This window comes from Bradyrhizobium sp. USDA 4369, from assembly GCF_054056435.1.
The window spans coordinates 3,871,455-3,897,213 of record NZ_JBSRYH010000001.1 but is presented as its reverse complement, the minus strand read 5'-3'; the positions used below and the strand labels follow the sequence as shown (position 1 = coordinate 3,897,213).

Sequence of the window (25,759 nt, the reverse complement as noted above, 5' to 3'; positions counted from 1 at the left end):
TCAGGCGCAGCTCGCGGCGTCGAGATCTCCGGCCAGCCATCGCCACTGGTACAAGGGGGAGTCCGGCGGCGGGGACAGATCCGGCGTCCACCCCGTCAGCTTCTTGATCGCGTAGGTCTCCATGACGGTGCCGCGCCACGACCGGATGACATTGCCGAGCGGCGCGAGGCGCGCCGTCGTGCCGGCCCAGAGCAGGCCGGAATCGTCCGGGCCGCGGACGACATAGAGGCCGGGATGTGCTGCGATCAGGTTCATGCCGGGATCCCGAAAGCCAAGGAAGCGGGCCCGCTCGTTGACCTGGACGACCGGAACACGCCCCCTGAAGAACCATCGCATCATCGCATAGGTGCGATAGTCGGAGGTGGCGATCCAGGTTGCGCCGGTTTCAGCCAGCTCATGCTCGACCTGCACCGCGACCTGCTGGTACCCAGCCTCGCTCCCGATCGGGTCGGCCCTGCCGAGAAAATTCCAGGGTGCTGCGACATAATAGAGGAAAATCAGTACGACCATCGCGACGCCGCTCGCGACTGCGATCCGCGCCCAGCGGACGGTCGAGCGGATCATCCATGCCGGCCAGCCCTCCTCCGAAAGTTTGACGATGTTGATCGCCACCGCGGCAAAGCCGATCGGCCACATGAACATCGGCCATGTGTCGCCGATCCGCAGAGTCAGCGACTTCCACAGGAAATACAGGAACGGCACGAGCACCGCGGTCGAAAGCAGAATTGCGATCGGCTCGCGGCTGCGATAACCGCGCGAAGCCGTCAGCATCAGCGCAGACAGCGTCACCGGCAGCAGGACGAAGCCGACCTGTCCGAGCTGCAATCCGATGTAGTCGCCGAGCGTCCGCCAGGAAAACTCGCGCGGCGCCGTGGCGCGAACGAGCTGGAACCGGAACGAGGCCCAATCATGCTGCACGTTCCAGATCAGCACCGGCGAAAACACCGCGAGCGCGATCAGTGCTCCGCACCATGGATAGGGGCTCGCGAGCCAACGGCTCCGCCACGCCGGAACGAGCAGGAAGGCCACCACGCCTGGCAGCAGCATCACGACGGTGAACTTGGACAGCAGCGCCAGACCGCCAAACAATCCGGCGACGAGCCACCAGCGGCCATCATCGCTCTCGACCAGGCGGACAAACGCCCAGATCATCGCCAGGGCAAAAGGGATCGCCGCAATATCGGGGGCCACCTTGGCCATCAGCAGCCCGTAATACAGCGCAGCCTCGGGCAGCAGCACGGCAAGAATCACGGCACGCGCATTGTGGGTGATGCGGCGAACGATGTCGGCGAGCAGAAGCTGCGATGCCGCCATCGCCACGATCCCCGCGAAGCGGACCCCGAGATTGGTGTCGCCAAACAGCACCGTTCCAAGCCGGACAAACCAGGCGATCATGGGCGGATGATCGAGGAAACAGAGCTGCAGTTCCTTCGACCAGGTCCAGTAATAGGCCTCGTCAGTGCGCAGATCCAGCACGCTCGCATAGACGATCCGGAGCACCGTCATGCCGGCGATGATCGCCGCAGCCATGAGCCACGCGGCGCGCAAGGAGCGGGAATCTGGACCTGCGATGCTGGGGGAAATGGCCGTCACGCGGTGCTTTTCCCCGACTCTGCCGGGCGAGTCAACGCTCCCCCACGCAGTCGGGATCGCAGGCCTTTGCCCATGCTCCGCCCCACTAGGCTACCAGGGAATAAATCTCTAGCATCACTGTTCATGACCACACGGGCCGCATGACCATCTCGATTTCTCATCATCTGCGAACAGCGCTGCGCGGCATCGGCCTGCGTCAGGTGCGGCTGATCTGCGGCATTATTCTCTTCAGCTACCTGCTCAGCCATTTCCTCAATCACGCGCTCGGCAATGTGTCGCTGCATGCGCTCGCCGCGGGGCTGTCCTATCACGTGGCATTCTGGCAATTCCTGCCGGTCGCGGTGCTGTTCTACGCGGCAGTTCTCATCCATGGCGGCCTCGGCCTGTGGGCGCTTTATCAGCGCCGGCAGTTCAGCCGCAGCCTCATCGAGCCGCTGCAGCTCGTGCTCGGTCTCAGCATCCCGGCACTAATCTTCACCCATATCGCCGGTGTCCGCCTCGGTCAGACGCTGTACGGGCACGAGAAGTTTTACCCGCAGGTCCTGTACTCCTATTGGGCCGGACCGCCCTGGCGGGTCGGACTGATGACCACGGCACTGCTGACATCCTGGACCCATGGCTGCATCGGCCTGCATGCCTGGCTCCGCCTCAAGCCGCTCTATGAGCGAGCCGCGCCCTGGCTTCTCGCCTGTGCCGTGCTGATCCCAACGCTGGCGCTGCTCGGCTTTTATCGAGGCGGCCGTGACGTGATCACTGCAAGCACGTCCATGGAATGGCGCGCCGAGAACCTGACCTCGCGACAGACCGGGATCCCCTCGGAGCAGGCCGCGCTCGAGACCATCATGAACGGCTTCGTGATCGGCTATATCGGCCTGATCGGCGCCGTGCTCGCGGCACGCGGCGTCAGGGCCATCAACGAACGCCGCGGCGGCATGATCACATTGTCCTACAACAATGGGCGGATTGTCCGGGTGCCCAAGGGGCTTTCGATTCTCGAGGCCAGTCAGCGCAACAACGTGCCGCATGCCAGCATGTGCGGCGGCCGCGCGCGCTGCTCGACCTGCCGAATCAGGGTGATCGGCGATCACACCGCGCTGCCGGCGCCGTCGCCTCGCGAGGCCTTCGTCCTGTCCCAAGTCGGTGCCGCCGATCCCTCGATCAGGCTGGCGTGTCAGCTGCGCCCGACGGCCGATCTCTCGTTCTTTCAGCTCTTCATGCCCAACCTGACCTCGGGCGAGCGCGGCAAGCCAAGGACCCGCATTGGACAGGAACGGTATCTCGTCAGCCTGTTCGTCGACATGCGCGGATCGACCAGCCTCGCCGAGAAACGATTGCCGTTCGACGTCGTGTTCATCGTCAACCGCTTTCTGGAAGCGGTTTCCCAGGCCGTGCTGCGCAATGGCGGCCAGCCCAATCAGTTCGTCGGCGACGGCATGCTCGCGCTGTTCGGACTATCGGCAGCCCCTCACCTCGCCTGCCGTCAGGCGATTCAGGCCGCCCGCGACATCGCGGCCAACATCGCCGCGCTCAACCAGGTCCTCAGCCATGACCTGCAGGATCCGCTGCGTTTTGGCATCGGCATTCACGGTGGCGAAGTGATCGTCGGCGAGATCGGTTACCGCGACCACATGGTCTTCACCGCGCTGGGAGATGCCGTGAACGTCGCCTCGCGGCTGCAGGACATGACCAAATCCCTCGGCTGCCAGTTCATTATTTCGGAGGATGTCTATACGCGGGCCGGCATTGCGCACGGCTCGCTGCCGCAGCAGGAGGTGGAGATCCGCGGCCGCGCCGAGCCGATGCGCGTCCGGATCGCGATGGAGGCCGCCGACATCGCGGCGTTGACGCCATCCGATGAAGGCGCGGTTGCGTAAGAGATCGCGTTGAACCTGTTTGCGCCACCGACTGTCATACGAAAATGGTTGCCGCGGTTGGGCGGCGGCTGGCGAAGCGGTGGGCGGCGCGGCAGCCAAAAGCCGCAAAGCCGCCACGATATCGATCAATTGGGGCCAGAAGCGCCCGCTGTTTGCGCTATCAAGGCCGTCCCAACCGCAGTATCCTTAATTCTGGGCCTGACGGTTTGCGGGGACCGCCGGCTCGATCTGGATTGATCCCGCGGAGGCAACGTATGGCTAAAGGTACGGTCAAGTGGTTCAACCCGACCAAGGGCTATGGTTTCATCCAGCCCGCGGCCGGGGGCAAAGACATTTTCGTCCACATCTCTGCAGTGCAGAAGGCCGGGCTCACGACCCTCAACGAAGGCCAGACGATCGAGTACGAAGAGATCGCCAATCGCGGCAGGAGTTCGGCCGAGAACCTGAAGGTGTAGTGGACGAGTTCGCGCGCCTTCTGCCTCATGGCCTCTGCCTCACGGCCCTTCGGCGCACATCGTGCCGCTTGCCGAGCAAGCACAACACGAGCCACGAGGAACCAGACAGGAGCGGTGTCCGCTCCTGATATTGTCATGCATCTTATCTCGCACTTGTTTGTAGTTTCAGCTCCCTCCCGCCATTGCCTTGCTGGCCCGACATGAGTCAAATGGGCATCAAACCGCATGAAGAACAGAATTCCAGTATGCGGAAAGCGATGAACGGGAGCAACGCCTCATGGATGAGAAGGGCATTTTTCACGGCCTGAAAGTGCTGGATTGTGCGAGCTTCATTGCTGCTCCCGCCGCGGCGACGGTGCTTTCCGATTTCGGCGCCGATGTGATCAAGATCGAACCGCCCGGCGCCGGCGATCCCTATCGCAACCTGCCGAACCTGCCCGGCTATCCGCGCAGCGAGCACAATTATGCCTGGTATCTCGAAGCCCGGAACAAGCGCAGCATCGCGCTCGATCTGGCAAAGCCAGAGGCCCAAACCGTCCTGCAGCGGCTTGTTGCGGAGGCCGACGTCTTCATCACGAACTTCCCCCCCTCGGTCCGGGCCAAGCTCGGCCTGACCTACGAGACCCTCGCGCCGCTCAATCCGCGCCTGATCTATGCGTCGTTCACCGGTTATGGCGAAAAGGGCGAGGAAGCCGACAAGCCCGGCTTCGACAGCAACGCCTATTGGGCGCGGTCCGGCCTGATGGATCTGGTGCGCGCCGACGGGAGTACGACACCGGCGCGCTCGGTGGCCGGAATGGGCGACCACCCTTGCGCGATGGCGTTCTACGGCGCGATCGTCACCGCGCTGTATCAGCGCGAGCGGACCGGCAAAGGCTGCCACGTCGCCTCCAACCTGATGGCGAACGGAGTTTGGGCAGCCTCGGTTCTGGCCCAGGCGAAGCTGTGCGGCGCGACTTTCGTCGAGCGGCGGCCGCGCGAGCGCGCATTGAACGCGGTGGCCAACCATTACAAATGCCAGGACGGCCGCTGGATCATGCTGTCGCTGCTCAACGAGGAGAAGCAGTGGCCGATTCTCGCCCGTTGCCTCGGCCGTGAGGATCTGATCGAGGATCCGCGCTTCGTCACCAAGACCGATCGCCACGCGCGCTCGGTCGAGCTGATCCAGGAGTTCGACGCGGTGTTCGCGACCAGGCCGCTGGCGGAGTGGCGCAGGATTCTCGATGGCAGCGGGCTGGTGTTCGGGGTGGTCGGCATTCTCGACGACATCCCGCATGACAGGCAGATGATCGAAAACGAGGTGCTGGTGCCGTTCGAGAACGACACCATGCTGACGGTCAACAGCCCGATCTGGATCGACGGCCAGCGCAAGGTCGTCCCCCGCAAGCCGCCGGGAATAGGCGAGCACAGCGACGACATTCTGCGGCAGGCCGGCTTCGACGACCAGGCCATCCGCGAATTGCGCGCGCGCGGCGCGGTCGCCTGACCTATCGCGTCGCGATGAAGCACATGCCGAAGCGCGTCGCGGGCCCGGTTTGGCAGGACAGATTCGCGGCGCAAGTCCAGGTCGAGAAACTCTTGTCATTCTCTGCAGGATCGGTGCGGCCCGCATAGCAATGCGCGCCCCAGCCGTCATGGTAGACGGTGCCGGCCAGCTCATCGCTGCCGCGCAACTGCGGACGGCTGGCGAAGCCGCGCGAGAAGTCCGGCGCGCGGCCTTCGGCAAAGGCGGTGACGATGTCGCGGCGGCGCACCTGATCGCCGAAAAAGTGCGGCGAGCCCGGCACCACAACGGTGTTGGACGGCTTCTCCGCCATCCAGTCGACGCCAGGGAAATGGAAGCCGCCGATGCCGCGCGTCTGATGGCAGCCGCCGCAGCTCGAATCGTTGAGACGGCGCTCGAAGCCCGCGACCGTCTGGATGTTCTGCAGCCTCACCCCCTGCGCGGCCGCCTGTTCGAGCGCGCCAACCACGTCGGCCTGGGTGAACAGCGGAGCAGGCCCGCTGGAGTCTCCCTGCACCAGGCCATAAGCGGGCAGCAGATCGGAATTGACGAAACCGACCGGCGTGGGCGCCACGGCGACCTTGGCCAGGAACTTGTCTGGGATCACCGCCGTGCCACGGTCGAGCTCGCCAAGATGCACGGGATCGAGCAGCCACGCCTTGAAATCGCGCGCGAGCGCGGCATCCGCCAGCAGCCGGTCGCGGTCGATCTGGTCCTCCAGCACCGCCTCCTCGAACGTGCCGCTGGCGGCCTGATAGTCGAACACCTTCATCATGTAGTCGGTGCGGAAATCGCGGACGGCCGATTTCGGCGCATGGGCGATCTGCAAATTGGTCTCGATGCGGTGGATGTTCTCCGGCCTGATCAGCGTCAGCGGCCCGTCGGGCGCGACAAGTTTTGCGGCCAGCTCGGCCCCCGTCAACTGAAGGTCCGAGGTCGCCAGCCAGCGCTTGGCAATGTCGGCGCAGCTCGGCGCGTTGCTCCGGGCCTGCTCATCGCTCCGCGCCTTGAGCACGATATTCAGCGTCATCGGCAGCCGCGGCGACGCCAACTCGCCGCCTTTTGCTTCCGGTGGCGTCGTCCGCGTCAGCCGGTAGAGCAGCCGCACCTCGCCGCAATGGTCGGGATCGATGAAGGCGCGATCCATCCGGTTGACGACGCCGGTCAGCACAAAGCGGGTATCGGGCGAATCCAGAACGGCGCGGTCAAACAGCTGGAATGCGTAGGACGTGCCGACCCCGATGCTCTCGTCCGGCAGCGTCGTCCTGTGCTTCTCGACATAGCGGTCGAACTCGGCATCGAGCGCCTTGCGAATGGGCTTCATCGCCGGCAGCGCGAACAGCGCCGCGCTGGTCAGGGTCGCATCGCTGCCGGCTGCGAGCATCCGGCGCAGGCCGAACGGGCCATTGTCGAGCTCACGCAGCGCGAACGGCTCGAGGATGGCGGTGCCGCGCTCGAGCGGCGCAGCCTCGTCGGCATGAGCGAGCGAGCTGCAACACAGCAGGCCCAGGCCAATCAGCAACGGTCGCAAGATGCGCCTCCTCGTTCGAACCGACCGCACGAACCGGGCCAGAGGCCCCGCCGCGCGCCGGCTTGCTACGAAACGAAGATAGCCGAAAGGCGGCGGCAACGCGCTCATATGCGGCAAGGCGCCTCACGTCGCGGTGAAGCGCCTCGCAATATTCGCTTCACGCAACAGAGATGGTCGATCAGCGCGAAACGACAAGTCCCTTGGTGGTGACGACCACCCAGCGGCCGTCCTGCTTTCGGATCGCATCCACCTTGCCGAGACCCGGCACCGGATCGCCCGCATAGACCTCGTACAGACCGCCGCGGCCCTCGATCAACGCGCCGCCACGACCGACATCGCGCAGGACCCAGCCATCGAGCACGCGCAGCTTGGCGGTGTCGGCGCGGTTGGCCTCGGCCCTCGGTGCCTCGGCGCGGGCGGCCTCGGCCCGGCTCGTGTCCGCTCTCGGCGCCTCGGCCCGGTTCGCCTCCTGGCGGCTCGCCACGCCGGCAGGCGGCGCGGCAGCATTGATGGCCCCGACAGCCTGCTGCCCCGGAGCCGTATTGTCGCGCGCTGCCGGCTGCGTGGTCGCCGATGCCTGCGCCGCGCGCAGCCGTTCGACGGCGTCGCTCAGCCGCTGCAGCTCGCTCGGCTTGCCCGTCGACTTGGTCGACAGCTCGCCCAGCACTTTCTCGAGCCGGTCCAGGCGCTCGGCGGATTTGTTCAGCTCGACGAGACTGGTCTGGTTGGTCTGCTCCAGGCTGGCCTTGAGCGCGGTGACATCATTGTCGATCCGCGACACCGTGGCTGCGAGCGTCGGATCCGACGCGGCGCCCGCCGTGTCCCCCGCGGTCGCAGCGTTGGGGCGGCTGATCAGGGTTGCAGTCACCAAGCCGCCGGCGACGCCGCCGACCACCATCGCCAGCAGCACCGTCGCGGCAATGGCCGGCAGGCCGAGCCTGCCAGCGGGGGCGAGCGGAGCGGATGCTGGCTTTCCCGATTGCGACAGGATCGCGATAGCGGGCGCCTCGGCCGGAGTCGGCGCTTTGGAGCTCGCATTGAATTTGAACGGCTCGGCCTTGAACTTCGACGCCAAGTTCGATTTGGCCCAGGCCGTCGCTTTGTCGAACACCGCGCCAGCCTTGGTGCTGGTTGGCTCCGCCTTTGCGTCACGCGGCCTATCCGGGCGCTGTGCCGCCGTGTCAGGCTTCCCCGCAGGCTCGGCGGACTTCGTCTCGACCTTGGCTGCAGGCTCCACCTTGGCCTCTGCCTTGGCGGAAACATCGGGCTTTGCAAACGGCTCGGTCTTGGCGGTCACCACTGGCGTGATGGAGGCGTCCGGCTTTGCGCCAGCCGCAGCCTTGACTTGGGTCTCAGGCTTCACTTGGGTTTCAGGCTTCGGCGCAGCGGCTGCCATCGATCCGATCTTCGGAGCGTTTGCAGCGAGCATGGACAGCTTGGGTGTCTCAACCTTGAGCAGCTCACCCGTGGCGGCGCTGGTCTTGATCGGCTCCGATTTGACAGGCTCGGTCCTGATCAGGTCCAGGATGGTCGCGGGTGACTTGGGAGCGCTCGCGTTGACGGGCGTCGGGGCGGCGTCGACCTTGACCGGCTCCAGCCTCGGCTTGTCGGATTTGACCAGATCCAGTCGCTTCGGCTCCGTCTTGCCGATTTCGGTCTTCGGCGGCTCGGTTTTGATGGCCTCGACCTTGAGAGCCTCAGCCTTGATCTCGACCGCCGGGCGGTCGGCGCTGGGGGCCTCGTGATCGGGCGCAATCATCGGCTGTGCGGCCGGAGCGATCGCCGGCACGGCGATGTCGACAACATCGGGGGACGCCGAGGTCTTCAGCGCCGGCTCAGCTCCGGCGACGCCAAGAGAGGCAATGCCAAGGCTGGTCTGTTCGGCCGTTTGCTCGCTCACGTTCAAGTCTCCAGATGACGTTCAGCCCTTGGTAACCATTGTTAGCGTTTGATTGATTGCCAAAATCTTACTTTTCCTGGGCTTACGTGAGTTTTAGGAATTCATCCGGGGCGGATTTGCGCCGATAAAGTGGAGCGGATGTGGCAAGCGGTGCTTGAATATTCATCGTTAACGGCCGCGCCCGCAGCAAACGCGTCCAGGACATCCACCATGGGCACAGCGCCGTAGGCTCCCGCGGCCGCCAGGCCCGAGGCATTGCCGTCGTCATCACCTCCATGTGTTCGGAGGGCGCAGGGAAGACCGAGTGCCGACTGGCACCCGCGGCCCCCGTGCGAACAAAAAGCACGGGGAAGGAACCACAGGCTCAGCCGGAACGACCCGGCCTTCCCTGCGCGATGGTTTAGCGGCTGCTTCGTAGTCTCCCCGGTGCGCCGGGCTTTCTGGTCACCGTTGCCTGCGCAGCACGTCAGCGCCGCCGCAAGCGTGGCATCGGCATCGGGATGCCAGGACCCTACGACTTGACCGTCCGCACCGGACTTGCTCGTCGGCCTGCTCGCGCAGAACCCCAAGCCCGATACGTCCACCGCTCCCCGCTGCTACGCCTCGTGACGATCGGCCGAAACGCCCTCTTCATTGCAGGCGGGATGGCCGGGATCATCGTGGTGATTTGCCCGACACAACAAGCCGCCAAGCATGCGACAAACTGGCTCGACGGGCAGTTTGTGCAGAGCGCGCATGCGGGAATTGCTCGTCGGGCTGGGAGACACGAAAAGAGAGGATGGCCTATGCACCGCGTCGTGCATGAGAAAGTTCGTCGTAGCTACGAGGCAGGCGCGGCCTCCTTCTGGACAGGTTTCGCGCTGCGCGATAGCCTCGCGGCATGTCTCCACTCCTGGACATACTTGCGAAAATTTGCCGACGATATCCGCTCTACAGCGGCAATTACCAACTGATCAATTCGTCGCCAATGTCTCGCCTGTTGCGTAGCTCATCGGGGTTCGGATGGTGTCCCTCTCCCGGCGGCAAACTGCTCGTCAGCCTCAATGACGCAATCGGCCGTTGCGTCTTCTTCACTGGCGACTACGACAGAAAGCTCACATGGCTTTGTCGACGAATCCTGCGGACCGGCGACACGGCCATCGACATCGGCGCCAATATCGGTCTTGTCTCGCTTACGATGGCGCGTTGTGTAGGACCTGAAGGGCGTATCCATGCCTTCGAACCGAATCCACGCCTTCAGGACCTGTTCAAGCAAAGCCTCCGGGAGAACCATTACCGGAACGTTTGTCTGCATGAATGCGCCCTGGGCAACCAGCCAGGCTTTCTCGACCTTCACGTTCCTCGCGGCAATTTCGGCCAGGGCTCATTCAAATACCACGCGAAAACCTCGAACGCCGAGCATTACCGTTGCCGCGTGGAGCGCCTCTCCGATCTGATCGAGAGAGACGGATTGGAACAGATCCGCTTGGTTAAGATCGACGTTGAAGGATTTGAATACGAGGTTCTTTCTGGCGCGGGGCTGCTACTACGATCAATTCGACCGGACGTGATCATTTTAGAGACGAACGAGCAGAACCAACCAAGATTCAGCGAGCGCGCCGTGATTAGGCTGCTGCGGCAATCGGACTTCACGTTTCTCGAAATTCCTCGCTCGCTTTTCAGCGTCAAGATCACAGAAATGAACCCCGACACCCTGGTCACGCCATCCCACGATGTGATCGCGGTTCCGACAGAGAAGTACGACGCCGTCTTGCGCCGGCTCTCGTAGCCGCGCGCCACAAATCGCTCGCTGGACAATGGAACGCAACGTCCACGGCCTTGCTCGATCTCGAGATCGGCCACGTTCTGCAGTCCTCACTTCCCAGCGCAGGTCAGCCGATGCCCGGACGCACCGAAGTCCAACAGGGCTTCCTGGCGCCTCACCAGAAAATTTCGACATCGGGACACCTCCCAGCCCCTTGCCCAATTCACCTTTGTACAGGTCCAGCGACCCGCGCCTTGCGCCGGCGGCCAATTATTAGACGTTGGCGGACGTCGAAACCTGACGTAGCTTGGCGCGATATTTCAGGCAGTGGCTTCCCGTGAAACGCACAGATTTCTACAGATCGGCCGTCGAAAGCCTCGGCATTTTCCCAACCATCAACTTCGTCATCCAGAAGCGACGACGTTCGGATGTCCTGCGTTTGACGTCCAAACACCTGGACCACGCGGTCATCGCGCGGCGCGGAACGAGCGACCTGGGCGTCTTCAACCAGATCCTTATCGAGCGCGAATATAGATGCCTGGACGATCTGCGAAATCCTGAAGTGATCCTCGATCTGGGCGCCAATGCCGGCTACTCGTCGGCCTATTTTCTGTCGAGATTTCCAAGCTGCACATTGATCGCGGTCGAACCCGACCCGGGCAATTTCGCGCTACTGCAGCGAAACCTTCAGCCTTATGGCGACCGATGCAAGACCCTGCAGGCCGCGATCTGGCCGCGCAAGGAACGGCTGTCTTTCGATCGCCAGACGATGATGCAGGGAGCGGAGTGGGGACGACGCATCGAAGCCAACAACGACTCCGTGCCTGTCACAGCCGTGACCATGCCGGAGCTGATCGCGCTCGCCGGGCAACAGCGCATCTCGCTGCTCAAGATCGATATCGAAGGCTCAGAGACCGCGCTGTTCAGCTCGGCTTGTGACGAATGGATCGATCATGTCGACAACATCGTCATCGAGCTCCACGGAGACCACGCCGAACGCACATTTCACGCGGCCATCGAACGACGGGGCTTTACCCTCTCGCACTGCGGCGAATTGACCGTGTGCCGCAGCGGTTGAGTCAACGATTGCGCTGCAGGATCAGGCCGAGCGCGAGGACTCAATCTGGCATGGATTCTTGTTTCCGGACGACTAAGGTTCCAACGGTGCAAATGCAGCGATCTGCTAATCCGACAGACATCTTGTCGCATTCACTGAGTTGGATCGATCTCGCCGAAAGCGTTGACCCGCGCAAACCCAGCCTGGCCAGTTGCTCAATCATGTCTCGCCCGGTGGATGCCGTGACTGCTCCGGACTGTCACGGCATCCACCGAACGGCGGACACGACCAGGCGCTATCAGCCCGCGCAGGCCGCCGCGTGCTGCGCGGCCATCTCGACATCGGCGGCGGTCACGCGCTGAAACGCGGCGCGCGCAGTGATGCGTTCGGCGTAGCGGACGAAGACATCGTTCCGCGGCACGACGCCGAACATCATCGTCCAGTTCAAGGCGATACCCCAGAGGATGTCGGCGGCGGTCATGCGTTCGCCGAGCAGATACGGCCAGGCGGCGAGCTGCTTTTCGAGCGCGCCGAGCATCGTGTCATAGTCGGCGTAAGGCGACTGCGTCACCGGCGCGGGATCGCGCTTCATGAAATGATCGATCACCGCGGGCTCGAACGACGAACCATAATAGGCGATCCAGCGCAGATAGGGCCCGCGCCTGATATCGTCGAGCGCCGGTGTCAACCCGGCCTGCGGAAAGAGATCGGCGAGGTAGATGAAGATCGCGACCTGCTCGGTCACGATCTGGCCGCGATGGCCGACCGTCGGCACCTTGCCGAGCGGATTGATGGCGAGAAATTCCGGCTTGCGCTGCTCGCCCGCCTTCATGTTGAGAACGTGCAGTTCGTAGGGCGCGCCGAGCTCCTCGAGCAGGACGCGGGCGCCGGCGGCGCGGGTCTGCGGCGAATAATACAGCGTGATCCTGTCGTCGGCGGACATGATGGTCTCCTCCCTGATCGGTTGCGATGGAGAGCTTGTCGCACAGGATACCTGACAATCCATGTCAGGTATGGTTTGATGACCTATGCGCGCCAGCCGTCTGCTCTCGATCCTCACGACCTTGCAGGCCAAGGGCCAGATCACCGCGCCCGCGCTCGCGGCGGCCTGCGAGGTGTCGGTGCGCACGATCTATCGCGACATCGACGCGCTCGCCGCCGCCGGCATCCCGGTCTATGCCGAGCGCGGCGCCGAAGGCGGCTTCCGCCTGCTCGACGGCTATCGCGTGCGGCTGAACGGGCTGTCGCCGGCGGAAACCGATGCGCTGTTCATGGCGGGGCTGCCAGGCCCGGCCGCGGCGCTCGGCCTCGACGGCGCGATGAACGCGGCGCAGACCAAGCTGGTCGCCGCGCTGCCGCAGAACCTGCGCGCCCATGCCGGACGGATGCAGGCGCGCTTCCATCTCGACGCGCCCGGCTGGTTCGGCGAGGCCGAGGAACCGCCGCATCTGCGCGCGATCGCCGACGCGCTGCTCGCCGATCGCCTGATCGACATCCGCTATCAGAGCTGGCGCGCCGAGAAGCGCCGCCGCGTCGCGCCGCTCGGCCTCGTGCTCAAGGGCGGCGGCTGGTATCTCGCCGGCCGAGTGGAGCGCAGCGTGCGCACCTATCGGGTCGCGCGCATTCTCGATTGCACCGCGACGTGCGAGACGTTCGATCGGCCAGCGGATTTCGATCTCCCCGCCTATTGGCGCGCCGCGACCGAGCGGCTGGAAGCGGAGCTGCATCCGAAGCAGGCCACGGTGCGGCTGTCGCCGCTCGGCGTGAAACTGCTGGAGGTGGTGAGCCAGCCCTATGTGCGAGCGCGCACGCGGCTCGCCGACGACGCCGATGCCGAGGGCTGGCGCATCGCGATCATCCCTACGGGGACGACGCTGTGGCACGCCGCCGGCGAATTGCTGCGCTTTGGTTCCGAGGCGGAGGTGCTCGATCCGCCCGAGCTCCGCGCCAAGATGGCCGAACTGGCGCAGGCCATGGCGAACCGTTACGCCAGCTCTGCGACGACGATGTAAGTTGCAGACCACCGCCTTCTCCGCGTCTTTGCGAGCGCAGCGAAGCAATCCAGGGCTCGGCAAGGACTCTGGAGTGCTTCGCTTCGCTCGCAATGACGGGGTGAGAGTGGAGCGCTCTGATGTCCAGTCAAAGCGAGCACGACTGGTAGGATCGGAGCTACAACACCACCGGGGCGTCGGGCAGCTCGTTTCGATCGCCGGCGTGCGGTGGATAGTGCTGCGCCAGCTCGGCGGACACGGCGGCGATGCCCTGCATCACGCCCTGCTCGAAGCGGCCGGCGCGAAACTCCGCTTCCATCATGCGGCAGATCGTCTCCCAGCGCGCGGCGCCGACCTTTGCGTGGATGCCGCGGTCGGCGATGATCTCGACATCGCGGTCGGCGAGCAGGAGATAGATCAGGACGCCATTGTTGTGCGCGGTGTCCCAGATGCGCAGATGCGAGAACAGGTCGAGCGCGCGCTCGCGCGGCGGCTGGTTGCGCCACAGCGGCCGGCCGTCGAGCGCGCCTTCGACCACGAAACGCAGTTGGCCGGCATGGCTGCGCTCGCCATCCTGGATCGCCTGCTCGATGCGCGCCAGCACGTCCGGCGTGAAGATGCGCTTGAGCTGCCAATGATGCTGCAGGAGATGCCGGCCGATCCGTGTGATGCTCATTGCGTCCGCCTCACCAGCTGCCCGAGGCGCCGCCGCCGCCGAAACTGCCGCCGCCGCCGGAGAAGCTGCCGCTGTCGCTCGAGCTGCCGCTGCTCCAGCCGCCCGAGGAGCCGCTCGTCCAGCCGCCGCGACGGGGGCTGCCCGGCGTGTTCATCCCGGCGAAACTGTCGGCAATAAAGGCGATGACGAAGCCGGCAATGGCTGAGAGCGCCGCGAGCCCGGCCGATCCCACCAGCAGCCAGGCGATCACGCCCATGGCGCCGCCGGTCGCAAGCGATCCGATCAGGCGGCCAAGCAGGGTCCGCAGGATGCCGCCGATCACCAGCGCGCCGAACAGCGCCACCGGCGCGAACGATGTGAGGGAGTCGAAATCGAGATCCGTGCCATGCGACGCCTGCGGCTGCGGCACCGGCAAGGTCTCGCCCTTGATCACGCCGATGATGCGATCGACACCGGCGTCGATGCCGCCGGCGAAATCACCCTGGCGGAACTTCGGCGTGATCACCTCGTCGATGATGCGTCGCGCGGTGACGTCGGTCAGACTGCCTTCGAGGCCGTAGCCGACCTCGATGCGCAGCTTGCGGTCGGTCTTGGCGATCACCAGCAGCGCGCCGTCATCGACCTTCTTGCGTCCGATCTTCCAGGTCTCGGCAACGCGGATGGAGAACTGCTCGATCGTCTCCGGCTGCGTCGTCGGCACGATCAGCACCGCGACCTGGCTGCCCTTGCGCGTCTCCAGATCCTTCAGCTTCTGCGTCAGGCCTGCGATGTCCGACGACGACAGCGTGCCGGTCTGATCGACGACGCGGCCGGTCAGCGGCGGCACCGCGACGTCGGCCAGCACCATCGTCGCGAGGCAGACCAGCAGCGTCGCAAGCAGCGCCTTGACGGCCGACAATGCGCGCAAGAGGAAGCGCTCCCGCTATTTCGAGGGCTGGGGCGACGGCGCGTTGAAGTCGACCTTCGGCGCGACCGAGATCTCGCGCTCGTTCTCGACCGTGAAGTTCGCCTTCTCCTTGTAGCCGAACGCCATCGCGGTCAGGTTGTTCGGGAAGGTGCGGATGCCGACGTTATACTCCTGCACCGCCTTGATGTAGCGGTTGCGCGCCACCGTGATGCGATTCTCGGTGCCTTCGAGCTGGGACATCAGGTCGCGGAACAGCGCATCCGATTTCAGCTGCGGATAGTTCTCGGTGACGACGAGGAGCCGCGACAGCGCGCCGGTCAGCTCGCTCTGTGCCGCCTGGAACTTCTGCAGCGCCGCGGGGTCGTTGACAACATCCGGCGTGGCCTGGACGCTGCCGACCTTGGCGCGGGCGTTGGTAACGCCGAGCAGCACGTCCTTTTCCTGCTGCGCAAAACCCTTCACGCTGTTGACGAGGTTGGGCACCAGATCGGCGCGGCGCTGATACTGGTTGACCACCTCCGACCAGGCTGCCTTGACCTGTTCGTCATTGGTCTGGATGGCGTTGTAGCCGCAATTGGTCAGGCTCAGCGTCATCAGCGCCGCCAGCACGGTCAGCAATTTCCGCATCGCGCGTCCCCCTGTTCGTCCGGTTGTGCCGCCCTCACACAGCACAGCTTTGGCGACGGCGCAATGACGGCACCGGCCGCCGGACATGTGTCTCGGCGGCCGGGGCGCGGGTTCAGGGAACCGGTGGGGCGCCGATTCGCCATGCGGATGCGTATCAGTCGCCCCGCAATAGGCCGTTCAGCTGCCGTTGCGGTCGCGCAATTGGGTCACGAACATGTCCTGCCAGCTCGCCGGCTTGACCTTGATCGAGCCGACGCTGTGCATGAACTCGGCGATCTTGAGTACACCCTCGGGCGTCGCGGAGAACCAGGTGTCCTTGTCCTGCAGCATCTCCAGCACCTCCTCCTTGGTGGTCTTCACCTTGGCGGTGCGGGCATAGATCTCGGCCGCGGCGGCCTTGTCATTGGCGATCAAGGTGCAGGCCTCGTCGAGCGCGTCGAGGAAGGCCTGCACGACCTTCGGATTGGCGTCCACGAAGCGCTTCGGCGCGAACACCACGTCCATTGTCAGCCGTCCGAGCACGTCGGCCGAATTGGCGACGCGATGGATCTTGGAATCCTTCAGCTCGATATAGGAGAATGGCGGCGAGGTGAAATGCGCTGATATCTCGGTCTTGCCCGAGATCAGCGCCGCCACCGCTTCCGGATGCGGCAGGCCGACCGTCATCGGATCGAGCTTGGCGTAGTTCTCCTTGCCGAACTCATGCGCCGCCATCATCTGCAGCATCACGGCCGACAGCGAGGTCTTGATGCCCGGCAGCGCGATCTTGTCGCCGGCCTTGAAGTCCTTCAGCGATTTGATCTCGGGATTGTTGGTGTTCATCCACAGCGAGGTCGAGCTGAGCCCGCTGACGCCGACCACCTCCACCGCGGGAATGCCCTTGGCCTTGGCCCACAGCGTGATGAAGCCGGGCGCGCCGGTGCCGGCGATGTCGAGCGAGCCGGCCATCATCGCGTCGTTGATGATGTTGCCGCCGTCGAGCAGCTGCCAGCTCACCTTGAACGGACCGAGCCCGGCTTTCTCGGCGTGCTTCTCCATCAGCTTCTGATCCTCCATCACGATCAGCGGCAGATAGAGGATGCCATAGCCCTTGGAGAGCCTGACCTCCTTGACCTCGGCCAGCGCCGCACCGGTGGCGCCGAACAGCGCAGCGACACCGATCGCGGCCGCCGCGAGTGATTTGCTCCAGGACATCTTCGTCTCCTTATCCCTTGTTGTTATGGTTATAGCCGAAATCAGTGCTGCATGCCCCAGCGCCGCACCGTCTTGCGCTCGATCGTGGCGAACACGACGTTCTCGACGACGAGGCCGATGAAGATCACGGTGAACAGGCCGGCGAAGACGTTCGCCGTCTCCAGCTGGTTGCGGTTCTCGAAGATGAACCAGCCGAGGCCACCCGCGCCGGAGGACACGCCGAACACCAGCTCGGCCGCGATCAAAGTGCGCCAGGCGAAGGCCCAGCCGACTTTCAGGCCGGTGAGGATGGCCGGGAAGGCGGCGGGGATCAGGATGAAGCGCACCAGCTTCAGCCCGCGCAGGCCGTAGTTCAGGCCGACCATGCGCAAGGTGTTGGAGACCGAGCGGAAGCCGGAATGGGTGTTGAGCGCGATCGCCCACAGCACCGAATGCACCAGCACGAAGATGATGCTGCCCTTGCCGAGGCCGAACCAGATCAGCGCCAGCGGCAGCAATGCGATCGCCGGCAGCGGATTGAACATCGACGTCAGCGCCTCCAGCATGTCGGCGCCGATCCGCGAGCCGATCGCGATTGTGGTCAGCACGGCCGCGAGCGCGATGCCGATGCCGTAGCCGATCAGCAGCGTCTCCAGAGACACCAGCGTCCGCGCCGGGATCACGCCATTGGCGATGTTCTCGAAGAACGCGGAGAGCGTGTCGGTGAAGGTCGGGAACAGCAAGGGGTTGCCGAGCCACAATCCATAGGCCTGCCACAGCGCGGCCAAGGCCACCAGGATGATGGCCTTGCGGACCGCACCGACGTGATAGATCCGCTCGATGATGGACAGGCTTGCCTCGACCTTGACGTCGCCGAGGGGCGTCTCCGCATTGACGATTTCGGGGCGCAGCGCCAGCGTCTCGCTCATGATGCTCTCCTGGTGTCTCAGTGCTGGCCGAACAGCATGTCGTTGATGCGGCCTTCGAGCGCGATCTGCTCGGGCGAGCCCATGGTGCCCGGCGGCACGCTGTTGAGCTCGGCGCGGACGCGGCCCGGATGCGGCGACAGCAAGAGGATGCGCGAGCCGATCTTGATCGCCTCCTCGATCGAATGCGTCACGAACAGCACCGTGAAGCGGGTGTCCTGCCAAAGCTGCAAGAGCTCGTCCTGCATCTTGCGCCGGGTCAGCGCGTCCAATGCGGCAAACGGCTCGTCCATCAGCAGCACGTCCGGCTCCATCGCCATGCCCCGGGCGATCGCCACGCGCTGCTTCATGCCGCCAGACAACATGTGCGGATAGGAATCGATGAACTTGGTCAGGCCGACCTTGTCGATATAGGACCTCGCCCGTTCATTGGCCTCGGCTGCGCCGAGCCGGCCGCTGGCGGTCAGCGCGAACACCACGTTCTCGCGCACCGTCTTCCAGGGCAACAGCTGGTCGAACTCCTGGAACACCATCATGCGGTCCGGCCCGGGCTCGGTGACGTCGTGGCCCTTGAGGCGGATACGGCCTTCGGTCGGCTTCAGATAACCGCCGATCGCCTTCAGCAGCGTCGACTTGCCGCAGCCGGAGGGGCCGAGCAGCACGAAGCGATCGGAATCGAAGACCTTGAAATCGACGCGATAGGTCGCCGTGACCAACGTGTCCGGCGTCTTGTACTGCAGCGTCACGCCCTCGACCAAGAGCAGCGGCTCGAACTGGGATTGCGATTGATGGACGGTCATGCGTCCTCCCCTCCTTTATATTGCAGTGCGAAATTTCGCCTAGTGCACTTCGGCGCCCTTATGCGAAGTGATAGAGGAGGAGACTGACGCGAACCTGACTCCGAGGCGGACAACGAGACCTTGCGTATCCTGCTGGTGGAAGACACGCCCGAGATCGGCGCCGCCGTGACCAGCCGGTTCGAACGGATCGGCTATGCCGTCGATTGGGAAAAGGACGGCCGGACCGCGAGCGAGCTGATCGAGGTGCAGACCTATGACCTGATCGTGCTCGACGTGATGCTGCCGAACATGGACGGCTTCGCCGTGCTCAAGCATCTGCGCAAGCGCGGCCTGCGCACGCCGGTGCTGGTGCTGACGGCGCGCTCGGCGGTCGACGACCGCATCGGCGCGCTCGACCTCGGCGCCGACGATTATCTGATCAAGCCGTTCGACTATCGCGAGCTGGAGGCGCGCGCCCGCGCGCTGCTGCGGCGCGCTGCCGGGCAGTCCGACAATCTGCTGACGCTCGGGCCGCTGGTGATCGACCGCGCCGGCCGCACCGCGAGCGTCGCCGGCCAACCGCTGGACCTGACCCGGCGCGAGCTGACCGTGCTGGAAATTCTCGCCGCGCGGCCGGGCCGCTACGTCGCCAAGGAGGAGTTGATCGAGCAGCTGTTCAGCTTCGACCAGGACCCGAGCCCGAACGCCGTCGAGCAGTTCATCGCGCGGCTCCGGCGCAAGCTGGCGGCGACCTCCGTCGAGATCAAGACCGAGCGCGGCCTTGGCTATCAGCTCCACGCTTCGTGACCTCAGGACGTCGCTGCGCGCGCGTCTGCTGATCGCGATCGGCGCGATCCTGGCCGTGGGCGCGGTCGTGCTCAGCCTCGCCGCCTGGCAATATGCCGCGACCGCGGCGCGCGACGCCTATGACAGGCTGCTCGCCGGCGGCGCCGTGCAGATCGCCGAGAACATCTACATGCAGGGTGGCGTGGTGACGCTCGATCCGCCGGCCGCGGCCTTCGCGACCTTGTCGGCCTATGACCTGGTGTTCTATCGCGTCACCGATCCGCGCGGCGTCGTGGTCGCCGGCTATGATGATCTCACCATCAGCGCGCCGGCTGCGGCGCTCCGGGAGGGCGTCGTGCTGCGCGACGGCGTCTATCGCGACCAGCCGGTGCGGATTGCCGCCGTGGCGCGCCGGCTCGACGGCGCGCCTGGCGACGGCTGGAGCGCGATCGTGCTGGCGCAGACCTTGCGCGCCCGCGACGGCCTGACCTGGGATCTGGCGTCGAAGGCCATCGGCCTGATCGCGGCGATGAGCCTGCTGGCGCTGGTCGCGACCGCGCTGTGTCTCCGGCTGGTGTTCGCCCCGCTGACGCGGATCGAGGCCGAGATCGTCAGGCGGCGCCCGGATGATCTCAGCCCCATCGCCATGACACCCCCGCGCGAGGTGCGCGCTTTGGTCGGCGCCATCGACGGCTTCATGCAGCGCCTGTCCGAGCGTATCACGCTGATGCAGCGCTTCATCGCCGACGCCACCCACCAATTGCGCACGCCGCTCGCCGCTGTCGATGCCGAGGTCGAGCTGCTGGCCGACCAGACCAGGGATCCCAAGGCGCTCGACCGGCTGCGCGGCCGCATCGCGGACCTCGCCCGACTCACCAGCCAATTGCTCGATCACGCGATGATCCAGCACCGCGCCCAGGCGCCGCGCTTCGCGGCGACCGACATCAACGCGCTGGCGAAGTCGGTGCTGTCGCAGAGCGTGCCCTTGTCGCTGGATCGCGAGGTCTCCGTCAGCTTCGTCGCGTCGCAGGATGACGCCGTGATCGCCGCAGATGCCATCAGCCTGCGCGAGGCGCTCGCCAATCTCATCCACAACGCTTTGGTGCATGGGGCGCGAACGAGGCTGATGGTGACGGTGGAGAGAGCGTCGACGCAGGTCGCGATCGTGGTGTGGGACGACGGACCAGGCATCGCTGTTGACGCGCAGCGGCGCCTGCTGGCGCCTTTCCAGAAAGGCGCTGGCTCGCACGGCTCAGGCCTCGGCCTCGCCATCGCAGCCGACGTCGCCCAGGCCCATGGCGGCGGCTTGCACTTTGCGGGCGGCGACGGCGATTTCAGCGTGCGGTTGGATATCCCGGCTTCGCTCTCCGATCGCCATCGCTAAACCTTTAGTTGTTTCATTACACGCGTTTTTTGAAATTCCCGATATTCGGTTGCCCTGCTTCGGGGAGCCGCGATGATCCGACCTGCCATTCGCCAATGTGTCGCAGCAATCGTCCTTCTGTCGTTCGCCACACCGGGATTAGCTGCCGCGCAGGACGCTGGCGCGTGTGCATCCTCGCAGCTCAGGAGCGATCCCGAGAGCGTCATCACGGCCTGCTCCAGACTCATCGCCGATGACGCCAAGCCGGCAGCCGAACGCGGCCGCGCCCTGTCGGTCCGCGGTTCGGGCTACTATTACACCAAGCGCTGGACCCTCGCGGCACAGGATTACGATGCGGCCATCGCGCTCCTCCCCACCGATGAGGAGCTGCTGCTGTCGCGCTCATCGACGGCGTCCCGCCTCGGCGACGGCACGTTGGGCAGATCACTCATCGAGAAGGTGCTGACGCTCAACCCCTCGAACCCGGACGCGATCTGGCGCGTCGGCGGCCTGTATGAGGACGCCGGTGATTATCGCACCGCGGACCGCTATTATGCCATGGCGCTAGCGATCGCGCCGAGGAACCCTTATGCGCTGCTGTTCAGCAGCACCAGCAATCAGGGCCTGCGCCGTTTCGACGTGGCGTTGAAGACAGCCGATGCGCTGGTTGCGCTCGGTCCCGACGAGATCAATCTCAAGCCTTATTTCGACCATCGCGGCAACCGGCTCGATTTCTACATCATGGCTCTGAAGAACCGCGCCCGCATCCACTGGACGCTCGGCCAGTTCGATCGCGCCGAGCAGGACTTGAACGCCGCCGTGACCTATCGCCGATCTGCCCTCTCGCTCACGGCGCGTGGGCATTTCCTGACCTACCGAGCCGGACGCGAGCAGGAGGCGTTTGCCGACCTGCAGGAAGCAAGATCGCTGGGATCCGAGCAATATGAGACATTTTTCGACCTCGGGCTCCTTCACGCCAAGCGCCAGCAATTTCGGGAAGCTCTCGCCGACTTCGATCGCGCCGCGAGAATCGATCCTCCGTCCGGTGAGGCCTTTCGCATGCGCGCATTGATGCACCGGGAGCTCGACGAGGCCGACCTCGCCTTCGACGACATGATCCAGGCCGTGACCACCGAGGAGTCCGTGCTCAAGCGGACAGTTCTGGCGCTACGCACCGCCGGCTACTGGCGCTCGAGCGAGGCGCCTGACGAACTGACGCCCGACTTCAAGGACGCAATCCGCGCCTGCATGCTCGACAAGCTCTGCAAGTGAGGGCGCCGATGACATTCCGCATGCGCTTCGCCATTCCGCTCATCCTGATTGCCGAGCTGATGAGCACGCCCTCGCGCGCGGAAGACGCGCTGGGCACGGCCGGCCCGATACGCTCGTTCAGTTTCGGAACATGCAAGCTCCCTTATCCGGCCAGAGCGCGCGGCGAATGCGATCCGCCGGAGGTTTCAGCAACTCTGCCCGCGGATGTCCGTTCGCGGCAGCGCGTTCTCCGCGCGCGGCAACTCACCGAGATCGCAAGGCTGCCGCAAGCGATCGCCGAGCTGGATACTGCGATCACCGAGCAGCCCGGTAACGTGTCCGCCCTGCTGCTCCGCGCCCGTTTGGGGATACCGGCCCAGCTCACCGAGGCCGCCCGCGATGTGACTGCGGCGCTGCAGGCCGATGGCGACAATGCCGATGCGCTGGCAACCATGGCCTTCATCCTGATCGGTCAGGACGATCAGGCTGGGCTCGAACTGGCCACCAAGGCCGTCACGCTCAATCCCTCGTCGGTCGATGCGCTCTGGATCCGCGCTCTCCTCTCGAACCGGAGCGGCAGACCGGAGCAGGCGGAAGCGGATCTCGATAGGGCCATCGCGCTCGAGCCCGACGAGCGGCGAACGCGCATGACCCGCGCTGAGATTCGGCTGCAGACCGGCAAGACGGCGGGCGCCAAGGAAGACCTCGATGCAATGCTCGCCGCGCAGTCCGATTTGCAAGCGCTGCAGATGCGGGCAACGATCCTGGCTGGCATGGGAGATGACGGCGGTGCGCTTGCCGACTTGAACAGGGTTCTCGGTCCGCCAGGGAAACGGGCCCTTCCAGGCCCAGTTCGGCCCGACCTCGTCAACATGTATGTTCAGCGTGCTCTGATCCTGACCCGGACCGGTCAGGAGCCGGAGGCGAAGCAGGACCTCGAAACCATCGTCACGCTGGGCGGCAATCGCGCCGTCCTGCAGATGCAGGTCTATCTGCGCGGCCACGGCTTTCCAGACCTCAGTCTGGACGGGAAGCGGTCCGACCAGCTCGACGACGCGCTACGCGCCTGCTTCATCAACAACGCTTGCGGCCGCGGCATCACCATTCGCGGATAGAATCTCATCTGCTGCCACGTGGTGACTGCCGCATCCGCACGCTGGCAAGCAGCGGACGGATGCGGCGCTATCACCGTTCCCCGTCAGGCAGCCGCCTTCTTCGCCTTCGCATCGCGGATCGCGGCCCACACCTTCTCCGGCGTCAGCGGCGTCTGCAGATTGGTGATGCCGAGTTCGAACAGCGCGTCCATCACGCCGTTGGTGACGCAGGGCGGGCCACCGATGGCGCCGGACTCGCCACAGCCTTTCGCGCCCAGCGGGTTGGTCTTGCAGGGCGCGGAATCATCGAGCGTGACGACGATCGGCGGCACGTCGTCGGCGCGCGGGATGCAGTAGTCCTGATAGGTCGCGGTCAGGAGCTGGCCGTCGGCGTCATAGGCGACGTTCTCATACAGCGCCTGGCCGATGCCCTGGGCAACGCCGCCATGGATCTGGCCGGCGACCAGCATCGGATTGACCGCGACGCCGACGTCATCGACCGTGGTGTAGCGCACCACGCGGCTGATGCCGGTCTCCGGATCGATCTCGACCTCGCAGATATGCGTGCCGTTCGGCCAGCTCGGCCCGTCGACCTCGCCCTCGCTGTCGACCGACAGCTTGGCGCCCTGCTCCTTGCCCGCGATCTCGAACAGGCTGATGCGGCGGTCGGTGCCGACCACGGTGAGGAAGCCATCGCGATATTCGATGTCCTCGACCGCGGTCTCCAGCAAGTTCGACGCCTTTTCCCGAGCCTTCGTAATCAGATCGTTCGACGATACCGCCACCGCCGTGCCGCCGACGAACAGCGAGCGCGAGCCGACGCTGCCGAAGCCGGTGGCCAGATCCGTGTCGCCCTGCACGACGTCGATCTTGTCCAAGGGAATGCCGAGCGTGTCGGAGATCATCTGGGTGTAGGTGGTCTGCAGCCCCTGCCCCATCGCCATGGTGCCGGAATGCAGGATCACGCGGCCCTCGGACGTCGCATGCAGCGACACCGTCTCGGTGTGGGCGCGGCCACCGGTCCATTCGATGTAGCTGGTGAGGCCGCGGCCATAGAGCATGCCGCGCTTCTTGGCCTCGCGCTTGCGCGCGTTGAAGCCGTCCCAGTCGGCGAGCTTGGACGCGCGCTCCAGCATGTGGGCGAAGGCACCGGAATCATACACCTGGCCGACCGCATTGGTGTAGGGTAGTTGCGCCGGCTTGATGTAGTTCACTTTCCGGATGGCGCGCGGATCGATGCCGATCTGGCGCGCGGCCGTGTCGAACAGCCGCTCGACGATGAACACCGCCTCGGGACGCCCGGCGCCGCGATAGGCGCCGACCGGCGCGGTGTGCGTCATCACTGTCTTCACCTCGAAATGCACCAGCGGCAGATCGTAGACGCCGGTCTGCACGAACGGCCCGAGCACCAGCGGGATGATATTGGCCGCGCCGGACGAATAGGCGCCGGTGGCGCCGATCGAGCGCACGCGATAGGCCAGCACCTTGCCCTTGGCGTCCAAGGCAAACTCGGCGGTCGAGGTGAGGTCGCGGCCATGGGTACCGCCGACGAACTCATCGGTACGCTCGGCGCGCCAGCGGATCTTCTTGGCCAGCTTGGTGGCGGCATAAGCGACGATGCCATCCTCCGGGTAGAGGTTGGTCTTCTGGCCGAAGCCGCCGCCGATGTCGCCGACCAGCACGCGCACGCTCTCCTTCGGCCGCTTCAGCACGGCTTCCGCCAGCACGTCGCGGGTCGAGGCCGGCGTCTGCGACTGCACATACAGCAGCAGCCGGCCGGTCTTCTTCTCGATCTCGGCGATCGTCGAGCGCGGCTCCATCGCCGAAGGCACCAGGCGCTGGCTGACGATGTCGAGCGAGACCTTGTGCGGGGCGCTGGCGAAGGCTTCTTCGACCTTGGCGGCATCGCCATAGCTCATCGCGGCGACGATGTTGTCGGGCGCCTCGGCCCAGACCACGGGCGCGCCCGGGCGCGAGCGCCTGCACCGGATCGGTGACTGCCGGCAGCACCTCATAGTCGACGACGATCGCTTCGGCGGCTTCCTGCGCGGTCACGCGCGAGGTGGCGACGACGGCAGCGACGGCCTCACCGGTGTAGCGGACGACCTCATGGGCGAGCAGGCGACGCGGCGGCACCGTCATCGGCTTGCCGTCGGGCCGCTTGAAGATCGCGAGCGTCGGGATGGTGCCGACGTCGTCGGCGACGAGATCGGCGCCGGTATAGATCGCCTGCACGCCCGCGATCTCGCGCGCCGCAGCGGTGTCGATCGACAGGATTTTCGCATGCGCATGCGGCGAGCGCAGCACGTAAAGCCACAGCGCGCCGTCATCCGGCTTGTCGTCGATGAACTGCCCCTTCCCGGTGAGCAGCCGCTGATCCTCCAGGCGCTTGACGGGCTGCCCCGCGCCGAACCGCATATTGTTGGGAAGAATGTTCATTCGTCAGTCCTTGGGTGAGTTCAAATGCAATTGCATGCTTTTTAGCGGATTTGCCGGTCGACACAACCGCTGCCGTCATTCCGGGACGG

At 65.2% G+C, this 25,759-nt stretch carries 21 protein-coding genes and 1 pseudogene; 11 read left to right on the top strand and 11 right to left on the bottom strand.

Going from position 1 to position 25,759, the window contains the following annotated elements; translation table 11 throughout:
- Complete coding sequence (locus ACVIJ6_RS17610) at positions 1–1,530, bottom strand: glycosyltransferase family 39 protein (protein ID WP_456773702.1); 1,530 nt, start codon at positions 1,528–1,530, stop codon at positions 1–3.
- Between the two features lie 203 nt (positions 1,531–1,733).
- Here ACVIJ6_RS17610 and ACVIJ6_RS17605 point away from each other — a divergent pair, with 203 nt between their 5' ends.
- From ACVIJ6_RS17605 to ACVIJ6_RS17595, 3 genes are all read left to right on the top strand, one after another.
- The gene (locus tag ACVIJ6_RS17605; RefSeq protein WP_456773701.1) at positions 1,734–3,467 is read left to right on the top strand and encodes an adenylate/guanylate cyclase domain-containing protein; all 1,734 of its coding nucleotides are present in this window, start codon (positions 1,734–1,736) and stop codon (positions 3,465–3,467) included.
- A 254-nt stretch (positions 3,468–3,721) separates the two neighbouring features.
- Positions 3,722–3,922: a cold-shock protein gene (locus ACVIJ6_RS17600; protein WP_006609369.1), complete on the top strand. Its 201-nt coding sequence runs from the start codon at positions 3,722–3,724 to the stop codon at positions 3,920–3,922.
- Positions 3,923–4,199: 277 nt separating this feature from the next.
- Positions 4,200–5,408, top strand: a complete 1,209-nt coding sequence (locus tag ACVIJ6_RS17595) for a CaiB/BaiF CoA transferase family protein (RefSeq protein ID WP_456773700.1) — start codon at positions 4,200–4,202, stop codon at positions 5,406–5,408.
- A 1-nt stretch (position 5,409) separates the two neighbouring features.
- On the opposite strand, the gene ACVIJ6_RS17590 is transcribed toward ACVIJ6_RS17595, so the two are convergent.
- Positions 5,410–6,948, bottom strand: coding sequence for a hypothetical protein (locus tag ACVIJ6_RS17590; protein ID WP_456777011.1), 1,539 nt, complete (start codon positions 6,946–6,948; stop codon positions 5,410–5,412).
- 187 nt (positions 6,949–7,135) lie between these two features.
- Positions 7,136–8,857 (bottom strand): hypothetical protein, encoded by a 1,722-nt coding sequence (locus ACVIJ6_RS17585; RefSeq protein WP_456773699.1) that lies wholly within the window; start codon positions 8,855–8,857, stop codon positions 7,136–7,138.
- Positions 8,858–9,501: 644 nt separating this feature from the next.
- Between ACVIJ6_RS17585 and ACVIJ6_RS17580 the strand changes: the two genes are divergently transcribed.
- The 3 genes from ACVIJ6_RS17580 to ACVIJ6_RS17570 all read left to right on the top strand — a co-directional run bounded on the left by ACVIJ6_RS17580 (position 9,502) and on the right by ACVIJ6_RS17570 (position 11,679).
- Complete coding sequence (locus tag ACVIJ6_RS17580; RefSeq protein ID WP_456773698.1) at positions 9,502–9,810, top strand: hypothetical protein; 309 nt, start codon at positions 9,502–9,504, stop codon at positions 9,808–9,810.
- A gap of 14 nt (positions 9,811–9,824) precedes the next feature.
- A complete protein-coding gene (locus ACVIJ6_RS17575; protein WP_456773697.1) occupies positions 9,825–10,625 on the top strand; it encodes an FkbM family methyltransferase in 801 nt (266 codons plus the stop codon).
- Positions 10,626–10,938: 313 nt separating this feature from the next.
- The gene (locus ACVIJ6_RS17570) at positions 10,939–11,679 is read left to right on the top strand and encodes an FkbM family methyltransferase (RefSeq protein ID WP_456773696.1); all 741 of its coding nucleotides are present in this window, start codon (positions 10,939–10,941) and stop codon (positions 11,677–11,679) included.
- 277 nt (positions 11,680–11,956) lie between these two features.
- On the opposite strand, the gene ACVIJ6_RS17565 is transcribed toward ACVIJ6_RS17570, so the two are convergent.
- The gene (locus ACVIJ6_RS17565) at positions 11,957–12,601 is read right to left on the bottom strand and encodes a glutathione S-transferase family protein (protein WP_456773695.1); all 645 of its coding nucleotides are present in this window, start codon (positions 12,599–12,601) and stop codon (positions 11,957–11,959) included.
- An 85-nt stretch (positions 12,602–12,686) separates the two neighbouring features.
- On the opposite strand from ACVIJ6_RS17565, the gene ACVIJ6_RS17560 reads away from it, so the two are divergent.
- Positions 12,687–13,670 carry a helix-turn-helix transcriptional regulator gene (locus ACVIJ6_RS17560; RefSeq protein ID WP_456773694.1) on the top strand — a complete coding sequence of 328 codons (984 nt, stop codon included), beginning with the start codon at positions 12,687–12,689 and terminating at the stop codon, positions 13,668–13,670.
- 157 nt (positions 13,671–13,827) lie between these two features.
- Here the strand turns inward: ACVIJ6_RS17560 and ACVIJ6_RS17555 are convergent, their stop codons facing one another.
- From ACVIJ6_RS17555 to ACVIJ6_RS17530, 6 genes are all read right to left on the bottom strand, one after another.
- Positions 13,828–14,325, bottom strand: coding sequence for a TPM domain-containing protein (locus tag ACVIJ6_RS17555; protein ID WP_456773693.1), 498 nt, complete (start codon positions 14,323–14,325; stop codon positions 13,828–13,830).
- A gap of 10 nt (positions 14,326–14,335) precedes the next feature.
- On the bottom strand, positions 14,336–15,232 hold the full coding sequence (locus ACVIJ6_RS17550; protein ID WP_456773692.1) for a TPM domain-containing protein: 897 nt from the start codon (positions 15,230–15,232) through the stop codon (positions 14,336–14,338).
- A gap of 15 nt (positions 15,233–15,247) precedes the next feature.
- Positions 15,248–15,859 carry a LemA family protein gene (locus tag ACVIJ6_RS17545; protein ID WP_012046524.1) on the bottom strand — a complete coding sequence of 204 codons (612 nt, stop codon included), beginning with the start codon at positions 15,857–15,859 and terminating at the stop codon, positions 15,248–15,250.
- Positions 15,860–16,036: 177 nt separating this feature from the next.
- Positions 16,037–17,053 (bottom strand): ABC transporter substrate-binding protein, encoded by a 1,017-nt coding sequence (locus ACVIJ6_RS17540; protein WP_456773691.1) that lies wholly within the window; start codon positions 17,051–17,053, stop codon positions 16,037–16,039.
- 41 nt (positions 17,054–17,094) lie between these two features.
- Complete coding sequence (locus tag ACVIJ6_RS17535; protein WP_456773690.1) at positions 17,095–17,961, bottom strand: ABC transporter permease; 867 nt, start codon at positions 17,959–17,961, stop codon at positions 17,095–17,097.
- Positions 17,962–17,978: 17 nt separating this feature from the next.
- Positions 17,979–18,758, bottom strand: a complete 780-nt coding sequence (locus ACVIJ6_RS17530) for an ABC transporter ATP-binding protein (protein WP_456773689.1) — start codon at positions 18,756–18,758, stop codon at positions 17,979–17,981.
- 120 nt (positions 18,759–18,878) lie between these two features.
- Here ACVIJ6_RS17530 and ACVIJ6_RS17525 point away from each other — a divergent pair, with 120 nt between their 5' ends.
- The 4 genes from ACVIJ6_RS17525 to ACVIJ6_RS17510 all read left to right on the top strand — a co-directional run bounded on the left by ACVIJ6_RS17525 (position 18,879) and on the right by ACVIJ6_RS17510 (position 23,252).
- The gene (locus ACVIJ6_RS17525) at positions 18,879–19,544 is read left to right on the top strand and encodes a response regulator (RefSeq protein ID WP_456773688.1); all 666 of its coding nucleotides are present in this window, start codon (positions 18,879–18,881) and stop codon (positions 19,542–19,544) included.
- Complete coding sequence (locus ACVIJ6_RS17520; protein ID WP_456773687.1) at positions 19,519–20,907, top strand: sensor histidine kinase; 1,389 nt, start codon at positions 19,519–19,521, stop codon at positions 20,905–20,907. Before ACVIJ6_RS17525 ends, ACVIJ6_RS17520 begins: the two co-directional genes overlap by 26 nt.
- A 72-nt stretch (positions 20,908–20,979) precedes the next feature.
- A complete protein-coding gene (locus ACVIJ6_RS17515; protein WP_456773686.1) occupies positions 20,980–22,158 on the top strand; it encodes a tetratricopeptide repeat protein in 1,179 nt (392 codons plus the stop codon).
- A gap of 8 nt (positions 22,159–22,166) precedes the next feature.
- Positions 22,167–23,252, top strand: coding sequence for a tetratricopeptide repeat protein (locus ACVIJ6_RS17510; RefSeq protein WP_456773685.1), 1,086 nt, complete (start codon positions 22,167–22,169; stop codon positions 23,250–23,252).
- An 83-nt stretch (positions 23,253–23,335) separates the two neighbouring features.
- Here the strand turns inward: ACVIJ6_RS17510 and ACVIJ6_RS17505 are convergent.
- Positions 23,336–25,670 (bottom strand): annotated as a pseudogene (locus ACVIJ6_RS17505) (xanthine dehydrogenase family protein molybdopterin-binding subunit).
- Between the last annotated feature and the right edge of the window lie 89 nt (positions 25,671–25,759).

Coding starts and splice junctions, on each gene's coding strand:
- ACVIJ6_RS17610 (WP_456773702.1), bottom strand. CDS start 1,530: ATGGCTGCGGCGATCATCGCCGGCATGACGGTGCTCCGGATCGTCTAT.
- ACVIJ6_RS17605 (WP_456773701.1), top strand. CDS start 1,734: ATGACCATCTCGATTTCTCATCATCTGCGAACAGCGCTGCGCGGCATC.
- ACVIJ6_RS17600 (WP_006609369.1), top strand. CDS start 3,722: ATGGCTAAAGGTACGGTCAAGTGGTTCAACCCGACCAAGGGCTATGGT.
- ACVIJ6_RS17595 (WP_456773700.1), top strand. CDS start 4,200: ATGGATGAGAAGGGCATTTTTCACGGCCTGAAAGTGCTGGATTGTGCG.
- ACVIJ6_RS17580 (WP_456773698.1), top strand. CDS start 9,502: ATGGCCGGGATCATCGTGGTGATTTGCCCGACACAACAAGCCGCCAAG.
- ACVIJ6_RS17575 (WP_456773697.1), top strand. CDS start 9,825: ATGTCTCGCCTGTTGCGTAGCTCATCGGGGTTCGGATGGTGTCCCTCT.
- ACVIJ6_RS17565 (WP_456773695.1), bottom strand. CDS start 12,601: ATGTCCGCCGACGACAGGATCACGCTGTATTATTCGCCGCAGACCCGC.
- ACVIJ6_RS17560 (WP_456773694.1), top strand. CDS start 12,687: ATGCGCGCCAGCCGTCTGCTCTCGATCCTCACGACCTTGCAGGCCAAG.
- ACVIJ6_RS17555 (WP_456773693.1), bottom strand. CDS start 14,325: ATGAGCATCACACGGATCGGCCGGCATCTCCTGCAGCATCATTGGCAG.
- ACVIJ6_RS17545 (WP_012046524.1), bottom strand. CDS start 15,859: ATGCGGAAATTGCTGACCGTGCTGGCGGCGCTGATGACGCTGAGCCTG.
- ACVIJ6_RS17540 (WP_456773691.1), bottom strand. CDS start 17,053: ATGTCCTGGAGCAAATCACTCGCGGCGGCCGCGATCGGTGTCGCTGCG.
- ACVIJ6_RS17535 (WP_456773690.1), bottom strand. CDS start 17,961: ATGAGCGAGACGCTGGCGCTGCGCCCCGAAATCGTCAATGCGGAGACG.
- ACVIJ6_RS17530 (WP_456773689.1), bottom strand. CDS start 18,758: ATGACCGTCCATCAATCGCAATCCCAGTTCGAGCCGCTGCTCTTGGTC.
- ACVIJ6_RS17515 (WP_456773686.1), top strand. CDS start 20,980: ATGATCCGACCTGCCATTCGCCAATGTGTCGCAGCAATCGTCCTTCTG.
- ACVIJ6_RS17510 (WP_456773685.1), top strand. CDS start 22,167: ATGACATTCCGCATGCGCTTCGCCATTCCGCTCATCCTGATTGCCGAG.